We start from the raw sequence: 14,478 nt of genomic DNA, 5'->3' as shown, positions 1-14,478 counted from the left end.
AAAACGAACAATCAGACCATTAAAAATACGATTTCAGAACATTGGTAACTGCAAGCCAAGGGCGGTAGCGTTCATAATATAGTGAATTATCGAGACCACTTAGACTAGAAAACATATCTCTATACACATTACTATCAACCCACGCATGCACGGTTTAAATTATATTTATCTATAAATTACAACAAGATAATGCACCCATAAAATAAAAATATTTTAATTATTCCGTATAATGTCGCCACACAGATTTACAGTTCGCCCTACATACCGAGAGCGTGAACCTGATGTAAGAAACACGTTTGCTGAGTACCGGTTCATTACTGTCCTCAAATTTGCTAAATCAGATTACCCCGTTAAATTTGTTAGCCATTGTATAATCGTGTATGTTAGTAAAAAATGGCGATATTAGATTAAATGCTATATGTATCTTGGATGTCTCTAAATAATACATTTTATCGTTAATACCGTTTAATCATTACTCGAAGCATGATTAATTTACTCACAATATCATTGTGCAAATATCTGTATAGAATAAGAAAGTTATTTATTTTTAACCGATTTAATTCTCTTGCTAATATGATTAAAGCAATTACGATTTTATAAAATCAACAGGTATTATTCTCGATTAAAAATTATTATATTGCAAATGATATAAATATTGATTATTTGGATTAAATATGAAAAAAATCATTACTTTTGGAACATTCGATGTTTTCCATGTAGGACATATAAATATATTAGAACGTGCTGCATCTTACGGAGATAAGCTTATTGTAGGAGTCTCATCAGATGAGTTGAATTTAAGTAAAAAGAAAAGATATCCTATTTATAGTCAAAATGATCGAGTGAAAATCATCAGCTCATTACGATTCGTCGATGAAGTATTCATTGAAGAATCACTAGACTTAAAATTAGAGTATATTAAACAATATGATGCGAAAATTTTAGTTATGGGTGATGATTGGGCTGGGCGTTTTGACTGGGTAAAGGAAGCTTGTGACGTCATTTATCTAGCAAGAACACCATCAATATCAACCACTGAAATTATCGAAGTTGTGAGGTCTTTACCGAGATGATCAGTAAGAAACAAGTAGTTCGAGTGATAAAAAAAACAGTGAGTATTTTAAGTAGACTTATACCTAAAAATGATAAAAAAATAATATTTAAAAGTCGGCCAGATCTATCTGGAAATGCAAAAGCATTAAGCGACTTTATAATTTCTAACCATCCAAATTATAAAGTCATTTGGATCGTTGAAGATGATGGTAAATTTAATAATATTAGCTTCGATGTAATAAAAACAGGAACAATTAAATCACTTTACCATTACTTCACCAGTAAATACATTGTAACAACACATAATGAAATGATTGGTACTAAAGCGACTTCACAGATATATATCAGTTTATGGCATGGAATGCCGCTAAAAAAAATATGCTACTTAGGTGAATTCGATAACGTAGGCATGGAGGATTTTTCTGCACATAGGATAGCGACTTCAGAAGTCATGCGTTCGATAATTTCTGCTTGTTTTAGAGAGAAAGCAAACAATGTCTATATAACAGGGCAGCCTAGAAATGATTTTCTATTTCAATATCAACCTCTAGATTTTATCAGTACAATACCCAATACAACTAAAAAGAAAATAATATACGCCCCAACATTTCGGCAGAATCAAAAAGCACTGAAATATTCAGATGGAACACCAATTGTAAATAATAATTTCCTCCGCGTTATAGATTTTGATATAAAATTATTGGATATTTTTCTTGAAACAAATAATGCGGAATTATTTATTAAGCTTCATCCATTCGAAGAGGAAACATTTATTTCTGTCGAACTAACTAAAAATATAACCATAATAAAAACAGAAACATTACAGACAAGAAATTTAGATATTAATCACTTACTAAGTAATATGGATATATTAATTACTGATTACTCTTCTTTATACTTTGACTATATGTTACTTAATAGACCTATTTGTTTTCTTATTCCTGATATTGATATATATGGAGATTCTAGGGGTGGCTTCACACTAGAACCAGTAAACTTCTGGATGCCAGGTGCTCAAACTAACAGTCAGCAGTCTTTACAAGATGAATTGAAAAAGCTTTTGAATGGACAAGATGACTATCAGGATCAACGTGACAGGATTAACAATGTAATTAATTTTCATAAGGATGGGAACAGCAGTGCACGAGTATTCCAACAATTTTTCACCCTCTAGCAATAAACAAATAGTTATTCAGATTTTATTAGGTGACATATCATCCAAAGGAGGGATAGAAAGAGTATCGGTTTCTCTAGCTAATGCACTTTCAGAGTATTATGATGTTGAAATAATAAGTTTATATAAAGCCAGTAGAGACTTATACTTCAAACCATCGGATAAAGTCAAACTTCACCTTCTGACAGAAGGATATGAAGAAAGCATGTACAATAGAAAGAAAGGACTTATTAAAGGTATATTATTTGACTTGCAATATATAAATAAAAAAAACAAACTACTAAAGAAACTCAATAAAAACAAAAGTATTATTATATCTTGTGATACTAAAATGTCACTATTGGCAAAGTTATCGGGATACAAAAACATTATTGCTATTGAACACTTTGAATATGATGTTATAAATCCCATTCTAAAATACATCCGAAAAATTATTTATAGAAAAATTTCAGCAGTTGTTACACTGACAAATGAAGATGCAGATAAATATTCTTGGTTACCGAAGAACAAACACAAAATCATTCCTAATATTGTAGAAATACCTGAAAAAAAAATATTTGAAAGTGATAAAAAGAATAACGTCTTAGCCGTAGGGCGTTTTGTCGAACAAAAGGGATTCGATCTTCTTCTAGCTGCTTGGGCTAAAATCCCCACCCAAGATTGGTCCTTAACAATAGTCGGGGATGGCCCGGACAAACCTCTTCTTGAGAAATTCATTAAAGAAAAAAATTTAACTAATGTATACCTAGAACCTTTTACGGATAATATTGGAAAGTATTACGAACAAGCTAAAATATTCGTTTTATCATCGCGCTATGAAGGGTTGGGGATGGTCCTTATTGAAGCTCTTGCATACAGCCTGCCATGTATCAGCTTTAATTGTCCTGCTGGACCCAAGACGATCCTCAATAAAGATAATGGAATTCTAGTTGAAGCTGAAAATACTGAACAATTATCAATAGCGATAAAAATGCTTATTGATAATGAGACTTTAAGAAAAAAATACTCCAACAATGCCTCTTCAAGTATAAATGAATATACTAAGGAACAAGTATTGAAACTCTGGTTCAAAACCATTGAGCAAACTATAACATGAATACTTATGATTTTGTTTTTATTACTAATGTGCCAGCTTTTTATAAAGTAAACCTTTTTAATCGATTGGCTAAATATTGCCGTGTAAAAGTAATTTTTATATCAAATAAATCAAAAATTAGAAATAGCGATTTTTACAACTATACTCATGAATTTGATAGCGAGTATATACACGTTGGAAACTTTGAAGATAGAAACAACCTGCAAACTCTTATAAAAATATATAACACACTAAAAAATATAAACTTTATAAAACTAGTTTATCCTGGATGGGAAATCAAAGAATTATTATTATTGTCATTTTTATCTAATAAGAAAAAAAACTCAGTCGTTATTGAAAGTAGCATAAATGAAACAAAAACCACTGGTTATGCATGGCTATTGAAAAAATTATTTTTAAAAAGAATGAGTTCTGCATACCCTTCAGGTTTTTTACAAAAAAAAATATTAGAAAAAATAAAATTCCATGGACAAATAACGTTAACCCATGGTGTAGGCATCCCGAATTACATAAGACGTCCATTTAAAGGTTTACATGAGAAAAAAGACGAGGGAATATTAACCTACTTATATGTTGGTAGACTATCTAAAGAGAAGAACTTGTCATTTCTAGTAGATACATTTAATAAAAGGCTAGAGAAACTAATTATTGTGGGTTCAGGCCCTGAGGCGATAGAACTAGAAAGTAAATCTAAGAATAATATTACTTTTTTAGGCTATGTAAATAATATTAATTTAAATGAAATTTATAAATCAGCAGATGTTTTTATTCTTCCGTCTAAATCAGAACCATGGGGATTGGTAATTGAGGAAGCACTTACGTTTGGTTTACCTATAATAGTAAGTAATAAAGTGGGGTGTAAAGACGATTTAATCACCAATGGGAATGGGTTAATCTTTGATGTCGATGATACAGATTCATTTGAATGCTGCCTTAATGAAATGAATACAAATTATAAAAAGTATTTTGATCAAGTTAATGCCATTGATATGCACTCGATTTATGAAAGACAAGTTAAATCCTATTTAATATCGCTGAAATCATAATGAAATCTAAAACATTAACAGATTTTTTTAATTATGCTCTTGGTGATGTTTTCGTAAAAGGATTCTTGTTTATATCACTGCCATTACTTTCTCGCTTATTAGATCCTATACAATATGGCTATCTTTCACTGATTAACACTGCGACTATAATTTTATATGTATTTATAAGTTTGAATCTACAAAATGCTATAACTAATAGATACATGATAACGAATGAAAATTTTGATAGTTATTTATTAAGTATCCTCTATTTTATAATACCATTTCAAACCATACTGTTAATTCTTGAGCCTTTGTATAGAATTCCAGTTAGTTCTTTTCTTGGTGTAAATGAAAAAGACTTTTTCTCTATATTATTAATATGTGTAATGCTTTCATACATATATATATATACCTGTTATCTACAAGCATCAAGACAGAGTAAACGTTATGTTATTTTTAACATTATAGCTAAAATCAGTGAAATAACGTTAATCTTTGTTTTTGCTTATTTTTTGACATCAAATAAATATATGTCAAAAATTTATGCACAAATGATTGTTAATATAATACTCATCGTATATGTCTTAAGAGTACTATGGAAATTAAGTCGCGGCGAGTTTAAATTTCTATATCTTAAAGAAGCATTAATATTTTCATTACCATTAATTGTCCACGTTCTTTCTAACTCTCTTCTTGCGCAAGCTGACAGACTTATTATTAATAAATTAATGGGTATATACTCTGCAGGCATTTACTCCTTTGCCTATAACTTAGGCATGTGTGTTATTGTCGTTATTATGGCATGGAATTCATCATGGCAACCAAAACTTTATAAATTAATAAACAGTAAAGATAATGATTTAATAAAAAGAGCAACATATGCAAGCACAGTGTTGATGTTTTTAGTATGTGCCATTACTATGCTATTATCTAAAGAAATGGTCATTTTTCTTTCTGGTGAAAAATATTATGATAGTGTTCCAATACTACCATTAATAATTATCGGTAACTCTTTAATTCATATGTATTTGGTTTACGTTAATTTTGTATTTTATAAAAAGAAAACAATGATTATTTCTTCCGCCACATTAGGTGCGTTAGCTATTAATATTGTTCTTAATTATTATTTAATCCCAATTTTTGGCATTGCTGGATCTGCTTGGGCTACCGTTATTGCTTACTTTTTTTTAGCCGCACTACATTATGTTACTGCAACTTTCATCACTAAAAACAATATCATTCCCTTTAAATACCTTATATTTTATAGTGCTGGGTTATTATTTGTGTACCCAATGGTACTATATCTAAATGAGCAGAGTCTTGTTGTGGGGTTAGCCATAAAAACTATAATCATGATAATAGTAATTACATTTATAGTTAAGTCTAAAATATTATTATTACTGAGCGAGTGACATGCTAATTTATAGTCTATTTGCCGTATTGTCATTATTCATTGCTAACATTGACGTTGTTTTTGCAAAAAATAAATTGATAGTTAAATATATTTTATTTTTCCTTATTATTTCAGTCATTGGATTGCGCTACGAAACTGGTATAGATTGGCTTTTTTATAAAGACTTTTTTAATGGTGAAAATATTACTTTAACCATAGAACCAGGATATCAATTACTTTCATTATTTATAAGTTATTTTGGTTTTAGTTTCTGGTTTTTTGTATCTCTCATAGCTATATTTATATTACTAATACTCTCCGTTTTTTTTGAACGTTATTCACCTTATCCTATTTTTTGTTTGAGTATTTATTTTATTTCCTCTTTTGGTTTCAATGTAGAAGCTTTAAGGCAAGTAATTGCTGTGGCAATCTATTATATTGCACTAGGTTATTATTTAAATGGTAATAAATATAGTTATCTTGGGTTATGCCTACTTGCTTCATTTTTTCATGTTTCAGCAGCAATATTAGTAATAGTTCCGTTTTTAGATAATGAGATCGTTAAAAGAATTATGAAGCTCTGCGTGCTAGCAGGGTTGATAATGGCTGCAATAGGACTATATCCAATAGAGCTATTTTTAAATATATTGACCTTATTCTCTCATAATCCGTATCTTGATAAGATACTTTGGTATTCTTTACCAAATAATGTTAATAATGCTTTTTCTTTTAATTTATTGTTTAAAATATTTATTATTTCTTGTTATTTTTATAAAAGAAAATATATTTATCAAGAGATTATTGATAGAAAATTATCGATACACATAGTATCTAGTTTCGAGACACTAGTGTTAATAATGTTAATTGTAGATATCTATTTAGGTAGATATGGAACAATCACATCAAGAATGGATGAGTATTTTTCTCCCATACTCATCATTTTATTTAGTTATCTATTAATGACCAATAAAAAAATATTTAATAGACTTGTCGTTTCAATATTATTTTCTTCTTATATTCTCATCTCATTTTTCAGGTTTACCTCTAACGATTATTTTCAAAATCAATATGTGCCTTATAGGAATTATCTTTACTCTCAAATAATAAGTGAGGCGCCCTCACTTATTCGAGAACAATCTGTACAATCACATTGGATTAATAGGAATAAATGATGCTTTTAGTCAATGCCAGCAACCTATATATTGGAGGAGGACTCCAGGTTGGAGTTTCAGTCATTGAAGAATTTACTGCGTTAAAAGTTAATTTTATTGCTGCAGTATCCCCCCCTATTTTTGAACAACTCTCAGGCCAATCTAGAGAGTTATGTGAAGTCATTGAGTCAACGCCCTCGGGCATATTCAACTTCTCAGCGAGAAAGAAATTGGATGATTTAGTAAAAAAACATCACATAATAGATGTCTTTACCGTGTTTGGTCCAAGTTACTGGAATCCAAAAGTAAAAAATCATTTAGTCGGTTTTGCCCAAGCTTGGTTGATTTATGACACCTCTCTTATCTTTAAAAAACTATTATTAAAGGATAAAATTAAAATATTAATCCTAAGTTTCGTTCAACCATATTTTTTTAAACATAACTCAACTAAACTTGTTACTGAGACAGATGATGTAAAACTACACGTTAGAGAGACCTTTAACATTGTAGCGGAAAATGTATTTACAATTTCTAACACTGTCTCAGCTGTATTTTATGATCCTAATAACTTTGATCGTGAAATCCTAACAAGACTTCCCAAAAAAAATGATGACATATGGTTGCTGACAATTTCACATGATTATCCACATAAAAATTTAGGCATTATTACTGAACTCATAAAAGTATTACCCTCTCGTTATAAATTCATTTTAACTGTAGGCGATGAGTTTAAGGAAAGAATTCCACTGGCACTTAAAAATCGTGTTATAACGTTAGGCAAAGTAAACAGTACTCAATGCCCTCCTTTATACCAAGTATGTGATGCATTATTTCTACCTACATTATTGGAGTGTTTCAGTGCCTCTTACGTTGAGGCAATGTATATGGAAAAAACCATTTTCACTTCAGATAGAGACTTTGCAAAGACCATATGTGGTGAAGCAGCCTATTATTTTGATCCATTAGATTCTATTAATATAGCCAAGACTATTAGTCAGGCTTACTTAAACTTTTCTTTAATGGATGAAAAACGTCTAATTGGGAAAGAAATTATAAGTAAATTACCGTTAGCAAGGGAAAGAGCTGAAGGATACTTGAGTATTTTATATGGTAACTAATATTAAAGAAAAAAATGTTGTTTTGCTTATTGATGACTATGTTCCTGATAGCACCAAAATTGCTGCAAAAATGATGCATGAACTTGCTTGTGAATTAGTCCAGCGTGGATGTAAAGTTACGGTAATAACACCATCCAGTAATTTAAGTACTGGCTATAATAGTGAGTATATAGATGGAGTAGAGGTTGTCAGATTCAAACTTGGTCCAATAAAAAACTGTTCATTCTTTAGGCGGGCTATAAATGAATCAATTCTTCCATTTAAAGCATGGTTAAACACGCAGGTTCACTTTAAAAAAAGGAATGTTGATTTACTAATCAGTTATTCACCATCTATATTCTGGGGCTGGTATGCAAAAAAACTTAAAAAGAAATTCCAGTGCCCATCATACCTTATTTTGCGTGATTTTTTTCCCCAATGGATAATTGATAGTAAACTTATAAAAGCCAATTCCATTATAGCTAAATATTTTAGATTTATAGAGAAAATAAATTATAGCTCCGCCGATGTCATAGGTATACAATCTATTGCTAATATAGATTACTTCAAGGAATGTTTTGGTGAACGTTATAAAACTCGGCTGCTATTCAACTGGGTAAAGCCTGAAACAGATAAAAATAATATTGGTTTCAAAAAATCACTAGGCTTGGAAGATAAAATTTTATTTTTCTATGGTGGAAATATTGGTAAAGCTCAGGATATGAGTAATTTAATTAGACTTGCTCAACGCCTTCAGGATAAACCACAGGTACATTTTGTTTTTCTGGGACAAGGGGATGAATTTGAACTTATTAAAAATATGGTCATATGTGATAAAATAAAAAATGTATCCATATTACCACCGGTATCACAGAATATTTTTAAAGCTATTTTACATGAAGTTGATATTGGCCTTTTTTCTCTTTGCCATAACCATAAAAGTCATAATTTCCCAGGAAAAATACTAGGTTATATGGTTAATAACATTCCTATATTAGGTAGCGTGAATCAAGGGAATGATCTACAGGAAATAATACGGGAATATAGCGCGGGGTTCGTTAGCATTAATGGTGACGATGATATTCTTTATCATAATGCACTTGCTCTTCTTGATAATCCTTTATTACGGAAAGAATCAGGGATAAATGCAAACCGTTTGCTGCATGCTAAATTTACAGTAGCCGCAGCTGCCGATGAAGTTTTAAATAATCAAGGTTAAAATGTTTAATTCAAAAATATTACTTATTACTGGTGGAACAGGATCATTTGGTAATGCTGTTCTTGAGCGTTTTCTAGAAACTAGTATTGCTGAAATTCGAATTTTTAGTCGTGATGAGAAAAAACAAGATGACATGCGAAAGAAATACAAGAATGACAAATTAAAGTTTTATATAGGCGATGTTCGAGACTACCAAAGTATTTCTAATGCCATGCACGGTGTAGACTACATTTTCCATGCGGCGGCTTTAAAACAAGTCCCTTCTTGTGAGTTTTATCCGCTAGAAGCGGTTAAGACAAATATTTTGGGGACTGAAAATGTTATTGAATCTGCAATAAATCATAATGTTAAACGTGTCGTCTGTTTAAGCACAGATAAAGCCGTTTATCCTATAAATGCAATGGGTATTTCTAAAGCCATGATGGAAAAAATTATGGTCGCAAAATCTCGTAATTTATCCTCTTCTAATACTGTTGTTTGTGGTACTCGATACGGTAATGTAATGGCATCCCGTGGATCTGTAATTCCACTATTTGTTAATCAAATTTTTGCCCGTGAGCCAGTTAGTATTACCGATACAGAAATGACACGCTTTATGATGACTCTTGAAGATGCCGTAGATCTGGTACTTCATGCTTTCTCTTATGGTACTAATGGTGATATTTTTGTTCAAAAAGCACCAGCGGCAACTATTGGAGTTTTAGCCCAAGCAATTATTGAACTGATGAATCAGCCTAACCATCCAATCAATATCATCGGAACGCGTCACGGGGAAAAACTCTATGAGACATTACTAACACGAGAAGAAATACTTAATGCAGAGGACCAAGGTAATTATTACCGTATCCCTGCTGATAATCGCGATTTGAACTATGGAAAATTCTTTGAAAATGGTGAGAAAAAAATAACCGAGATATTTGATTATAATTCTCATAACACAACGCGCTTAACTCTTGAGGACACAAAGAAACTATTACTAAAGTTGAAATTTATGCAGGAAATTGTTAGTGGTAATTCTATACAGCCGGAGTACTAATTATGCAAAGAGTACTGATCACTGGCGCTAATGGTTTTATAGGTAAAAATCTTAACGTAGCACTCAAGGAACGTAATTTTTCCGTTATGACTTTTGTTCATGGTGATAATCTATCTGAACTTACAGATAAAGTCGTAGCTGCTGATATAATTTACCATTTAGCTGGAGTTAATCGGCCACTTACAGATAATGAATTTGTTAGTGCAAATACTGGCTTTACTGAAATACTGGTCAAAATCATTGTCGAACGGAACCCTAATGTCTCGCTGATTTATACTTCGTCTAAGCAAGCTGAAAAAAACAACCCATACGGTAAAAGTAAACTAAATGCTGAAAAAATAATCCTAGATGCAATAGAAAAATCAAATATTAAAGCAGCTATCTATCGCCTACATGGTGTTTTTGGCAAGTGGTGTCGTCCGAATTATAACTCAGTTGTAGCAACATTTTGTCATAATGTGATAAATGATATACCATTGGTAATTAGTGATCCTCTGTTTAATCTCGAACTTGTCTATATTGATGATGTAATTGATGCATTTATTAATCATCTGGATATCATAGATAATGATAATTTATTTTTTTATATTTCTACTCAATATAAAATTTCACTTGAAGAATTAGCGAATAAGATAAAAGGTTTCAAATCATCGCGTAATACTTTAATGATTGACTCTGTAGGTACAGATATAACCCGCGCACTATATGCTACTTACCTTAGTTATTTACCTCCAGAAAAGTTTTCATATGCCGTTCCTGTGTATGAAGACCTTAGAGGTAGTTTTGCTGAATTGCTGAAAACACCGTCTCATGGCCAGTTTTCATTTTTTACCGCTAAACCAGGCATCATTCGAGGAGGACACTACCATCATACTAAGAATGAAAAATTCATTGTTGTCTCTGGTCAAGCTCTCTTTAGATTTGAACATATAATTACGCATCAAGTTATCGAGTTTGAAAAGAATTCATCCCATATTGAAATTGTTGAAACAATACCTGGTTGGGCGCATAACATCAAAAATATAGGTTCTGAAGATCTCATTGTTATGCTGTGGGCCAACGAAATTTTTGATCGTAGTAAACCTGATACTATAGCCTGGGATATGTTACATGAAAAATAAATTATGTGTACTTAGTATTGTTGGAACTCGCCCTGAAATTATCAGACTATCCGCAGTACTTAAGAAATTAGATATACATTGTGAACATATTATTGTTCATACAGGTCAAAACTACGATTATGAATTGAACGAAATTTTCTTTAATGATTTAGGTGTTAGAAAGCCAGATTACTTCCTTAACGCTGCTGGCGAAAATGCGGCAACTACAATTGGTAATATTATTATTAAAATAGATGCTCTGCTAGCTGAAGTAAACCCTGATGCTATGCTAGTACTGGGTGATACCAATAGTTGTTTAGCTGCATTGCCAGCTAAACGAAGAAAAATACCCGTTTTTCATATGGAAGCTGGCAACCGCTGCTTTGACCAACGAGTTCCTGAAGAAATTAATAGAAAAATTGTTGACCATATTTCCGATGTGAACTTAACCTATTCAGATATCGCTCGTGAATATCTCCTTTCTGAAGGCTTAAATCCCGATCTCGTGATTAAGACTGGCAGCCCAATGTTTGAAGTAATCAATGAGCAATTGAAAAAAATTCAAGCATCTGACGTGCTTACTCGTCTTAATCTCAAACCCCAGAAATTCTTTGTTGTCAGTGCTCATCGCGAAGAAAATGTTGATAGCCCTATTAATATTAAAAAACTTGCGATTATTTTAAACAAAATTGCAGAAAAGTATGATTATCCGGTTATAGTATCTACACATCCGCGCACTCGAAAACGTATAGAAGAAAATGATCTGACTTTCCATTCTAATGTCCAGCTTCTAAAACCCCTAGGATTCATTGATTATATTAAATTGCAGCTTGAAGCTAAGACTGTACTTTCTGATAGCGGAACGATAACAGAAGAGTCATCTATTCTTAACTTCCCAGCGTTAAACCTCCGGGAAGCCCATGAACGTCCTGAAGGAATGGAAGAGGCTTCAGTTATTATGACTGGTTTAAGTGTTGAACGTGTTATGCAGTCATTGTCCATCTTAGAGAGCCAACCGACAGGTGAACATCGTTTATTGCAAACGGTCAGTGACTACACTATGCCTAATGTTTCCGATAAAGTTATACGTATAATACACAGCTATGTAGATTATGTTAAACGTGTAGTTTGGAAACAATATTAATACTATATTATGGAGGTTGTGTGCATCTTTTTGACGAAAAATTTAAATTAGATCTATACGGAAGAGCTGAACAGTCCTCACGTTTACGTGCCCATTTCAATATTCACAATGATTTTCATGACCCAGTACAGAGGCTTGCGATTGCTTTACTACATGGAACATATATCCCACCCCATAAACATACACAAAATCATCAATGGGAGTTTTTCCATGTTATAGAGGGTGAAGTAAAACTTATCACCTTTTCAGAGCAAGGCACGGTTATAAATACCTATTTATTAGGTGAGAATCATAATAATTTTGCAGTGCAGCTTCCATCTAATATATTACATACATTAGTTTGCATTTCTAGTAGAGCTTTTATTTTTGAGTGGAAAGAGGGGCCGTTCCATTCTAAAACCGCCAAAGTGATACCCTCTTGGTCTATAGCTGAAAATGATAAAGACAATATCTTTATTATTAAAAAACTTGAAAATATAATAGTGGGTGATAATTTAAATTGTCAGAAAGCTGTATAGGAAATTAATTTTTGTCGCATTCTGTTAATGTGGTGAAATAAGTAGTTATGCTACGCCTATATTAAGAGATAGGGGCATTTAATAGCTGATATTTCGATAGAATTAAATAGGCATATTTCCTAGCCACTACACTTTAAAATACAGTTTACACCAAGCATCATTTATATGCTGAAATAAAGGTTAAAGCCTAAACGCCCTATTGAAATACAGTATATTGGCTGTATTTTTTATTAAGAATCGGATGTTATAAAATGAATGATAGAACTCCAAAAAATGACGACGTGCAGGTAAAAAACAAAAATCACGACTTCTCTACACTTTCGGTAGAAAAGAATGAAATTGATTTGTTCAAGTTAATTTTAATTATATTAAAATCAAAATTTAAAATTTTATTTGCTACCTTTTTATTCATAGTTGCTGGTTTGTTTTTTGCCTATAACCTCCCTCAACAATGGACAAGCACAGCAATAATTGTCAAACCTGGTGATGAGTTATCTCATGTTTTAGATAAGATCACCACTGACTTTTCAGCACTAAATATTGATATTGGCATCGATTCAGATTACTTTCTCTCCACCTTTAAGCAAAACTTCGACTCTCAGGATCTTCGAGTTAAGTACTTGGTTAATACAAATTACTTTAAAAAACTTATGGAGAACCATATAGATGATGAAGCATATAAGAATGCTCTAATTGACAATATAGTTAATAACAACATTAGTTCTCAAACTAATAAAGATGGGAGCGGCTCTGAATATCGTTACTATATATTATCACATAGCGCAGCAACGGCTACAGATGCTCGTGAGCTTTTGCAGGGATATATAAATTATGTAAACAAAGTCGTTGATGCTGATGTTGACCTAAAAATAAAGCGCGCACTTGAACAGGCCAAAAACATTAGTACTAAAGGATATAATATTGACTTGTTGCGAGCTAACAATATGCAAGCAGCTAAAATTGAACGGTTAAAACATTCTATTTCTATGGCTGATGCTGCAGGAATAAAAAAACCTATTTATGGTAATGCTTCTATTATTATTGATGATCCTGACTTTCCGATTACTCTAGGTTCTGATGCATTAAAGCAAAAACTAAAAATTGAAGAATCTCTTACTGATTTAACTTTAATTGATCCAGACTTTTTGAACCGGAAGTTATATATCGATAAATTGAATGAGTTAAAAGTTCCCGACATAGAAGTAACACCATTTAAATACCTGCAGCAACCAACGGAACCAACAAAAACGGATCCCTCTAAACGTCGGCTAGTTCTGGTTTTATTTACACTTATTGGCTTTATTGGCTCCGTAAGCTTCGTTCTGGCAACTCATTTTTTACGAGAATCGAAACAAAATGAGGAGAATGATTAAGCGGGTACGCTAAGCTAAGGGTTAGGCAACATAGGCACCCTTTTTATTGATTGGAATTTTATTAAACAATATAAAATCCGTTGAGACTATCTTGCT

General features: G+C 31.9%; 13 protein-coding genes. All 13 read left to right on the top strand.

Features of this window, described 5'->3' with window-relative positions; genetic code table 11:
• The first annotated feature begins 674 nt into the window (after positions 1 to 674).
• The 13 genes from AEP37_RS02030 (at position 675) to wzz(fepE) (ending at position 14,382) form a co-directional block, all read left to right on the top strand.
• Positions 675 to 1,073: an adenylyltransferase/cytidyltransferase family protein gene (locus tag AEP37_RS02030; RefSeq protein ID WP_049609082.1), complete on the top strand. Its 399-nt coding sequence runs from the start codon at positions 675 to 677 to the stop codon at positions 1,071 to 1,073.
• On the top strand, positions 1,070 to 2,227 hold the full coding sequence (locus AEP37_RS02025) for a CDP-glycerol glycerophosphotransferase family protein (RefSeq protein ID WP_049609079.1): 1,158 nt from the start codon (positions 1,070 to 1,072) through the stop codon (positions 2,225 to 2,227). Before AEP37_RS02030 ends, AEP37_RS02025 begins: the two co-directional genes overlap by 4 nt.
• Positions 2,193 to 3,323 (top strand): glycosyltransferase family 4 protein, encoded by a 1,131-nt coding sequence (locus AEP37_RS02020; protein ID WP_049609076.1) that lies wholly within the window; start codon positions 2,193 to 2,195, stop codon positions 3,321 to 3,323. Before AEP37_RS02025 ends, AEP37_RS02020 begins: the two co-directional genes overlap by 35 nt.
• Positions 3,320 to 4,369: a glycosyltransferase family 4 protein gene (locus AEP37_RS02015; protein ID WP_049609074.1), complete on the top strand. Its 1,050-nt coding sequence runs from the start codon at positions 3,320 to 3,322 to the stop codon at positions 4,367 to 4,369. The genes AEP37_RS02020 and AEP37_RS02015 overlap by 4 nt, the downstream gene beginning before the upstream one ends.
• Positions 4,369 to 5,763, top strand: coding sequence for an oligosaccharide flippase family protein (locus AEP37_RS02010; RefSeq protein WP_049609071.1), 1,395 nt, complete (start codon positions 4,369 to 4,371; stop codon positions 5,761 to 5,763). Before AEP37_RS02015 ends, AEP37_RS02010 begins: the two co-directional genes overlap by 1 nt.
• A gap of 1 nt (position 5,764) precedes the next feature.
• On the top strand, positions 5,765 to 6,916 hold the full coding sequence (locus AEP37_RS02005) for an EpsG family protein (RefSeq protein WP_049609069.1): 1,152 nt from the start codon (positions 5,765 to 5,767) through the stop codon (positions 6,914 to 6,916).
• Complete coding sequence (locus tag AEP37_RS02000) at positions 6,913 to 8,013, top strand: glycosyltransferase (RefSeq protein WP_049609067.1); 1,101 nt, start codon at positions 6,913 to 6,915, stop codon at positions 8,011 to 8,013. The genes AEP37_RS02005 and AEP37_RS02000 overlap by 4 nt, the downstream gene beginning before the upstream one ends.
• Complete coding sequence (locus AEP37_RS01995) at positions 8,003 to 9,211, top strand: glycosyltransferase family 4 protein (protein ID WP_049609064.1); 1,209 nt, start codon at positions 8,003 to 8,005, stop codon at positions 9,209 to 9,211. The genes AEP37_RS02000 and AEP37_RS01995 overlap by 11 nt, the downstream gene beginning before the upstream one ends.
• A 1-nt stretch (position 9,212) precedes the next feature.
• Positions 9,213 to 10,247 carry a polysaccharide biosynthesis protein gene (locus tag AEP37_RS01990; RefSeq protein ID WP_049609061.1) on the top strand — a complete coding sequence of 345 codons (1,035 nt, stop codon included), beginning with the start codon at positions 9,213 to 9,215 and terminating at the stop codon, positions 10,245 to 10,247.
• Between the two features lie 2 nt (positions 10,248 to 10,249).
• A complete protein-coding gene (locus tag AEP37_RS01985) occupies positions 10,250 to 11,368 on the top strand; it encodes a polysaccharide biosynthesis C-terminal domain-containing protein (protein WP_049609058.1) in 1,119 nt (372 codons plus the stop codon).
• Positions 11,358 to 12,491 carry a non-hydrolyzing UDP-N-acetylglucosamine 2-epimerase gene (gene wecB / locus AEP37_RS01980; RefSeq protein ID WP_049609055.1) on the top strand — a complete coding sequence of 378 codons (1,134 nt, stop codon included), beginning with the start codon at positions 11,358 to 11,360 and terminating at the stop codon, positions 12,489 to 12,491. Before AEP37_RS01985 ends, wecB begins: the two co-directional genes overlap by 11 nt.
• A 20-nt stretch (positions 12,492 to 12,511) precedes the next feature.
• A complete protein-coding gene (locus AEP37_RS01975) occupies positions 12,512 to 13,009 on the top strand; it encodes a WbuC family cupin fold metalloprotein (RefSeq protein WP_049609052.1) in 498 nt (165 codons plus the stop codon).
• Positions 13,010 to 13,260: 251 nt separating this feature from the next.
• Positions 13,261 to 14,382, top strand: a complete 1,122-nt coding sequence (gene wzz(fepE), locus AEP37_RS01970) for an LPS O-antigen length regulator Wzz(fepE) (RefSeq protein ID WP_072086224.1) — start codon at positions 13,261 to 13,263, stop codon at positions 14,380 to 14,382.
• Positions 14,383 to 14,478 lie beyond the last annotated feature (96 nt).

The organism is Yersinia pekkanenii (assembly GCF_001152565.1).
GTDB lineage: Bacteria > Pseudomonadota > Gammaproteobacteria > Enterobacterales > Enterobacteriaceae > Yersinia > Yersinia pekkanenii.
The sequence above is the reverse complement of the archived record's forward strand: the minus strand, read 5'-3'. Positions and strand labels throughout refer to the sequence as shown.

What these genes read in the sequence shown, in the direction of transcription:
- AEP37_RS02005 (WP_049609069.1), top strand. Translation starts at nt 5,765, where the DNA reads ATGCTAATTTATAGTCTATTTGCCGTATTGTCATTATTCATTGCTAAC.
- AEP37_RS02025 (WP_049609079.1), top strand. Translation starts at nt 1,070, where the DNA reads ATGATCAGTAAGAAACAAGTAGTTCGAGTGATAAAAAAAACAGTGAGT.
- AEP37_RS02015 (WP_049609074.1), top strand. Translation starts at nt 3,320, where the DNA reads ATGAATACTTATGATTTTGTTTTTATTACTAATGTGCCAGCTTTTTAT.
- AEP37_RS01995 (WP_049609064.1), top strand. Translation starts at nt 8,003, where the DNA reads ATGGTAACTAATATTAAAGAAAAAAATGTTGTTTTGCTTATTGATGAC.
- AEP37_RS01985 (WP_049609058.1), top strand. Translation starts at nt 10,250, where the DNA reads ATGCAAAGAGTACTGATCACTGGCGCTAATGGTTTTATAGGTAAAAAT.
- AEP37_RS02000 (WP_049609067.1), top strand. Translation starts at nt 6,913, where the DNA reads ATGATGCTTTTAGTCAATGCCAGCAACCTATATATTGGAGGAGGACTC.
- AEP37_RS01990 (WP_049609061.1), top strand. Translation starts at nt 9,213, where the DNA reads ATGTTTAATTCAAAAATATTACTTATTACTGGTGGAACAGGATCATTT.
- wecB (WP_049609055.1), top strand. Translation starts at nt 11,358, where the DNA reads ATGAAAAATAAATTATGTGTACTTAGTATTGTTGGAACTCGCCCTGAA.
- AEP37_RS02030 (WP_049609082.1), top strand. Translation starts at nt 675, where the DNA reads ATGAAAAAAATCATTACTTTTGGAACATTCGATGTTTTCCATGTAGGA.
- AEP37_RS02010 (WP_049609071.1), top strand. Translation starts at nt 4,369, where the DNA reads ATGAAATCTAAAACATTAACAGATTTTTTTAATTATGCTCTTGGTGAT.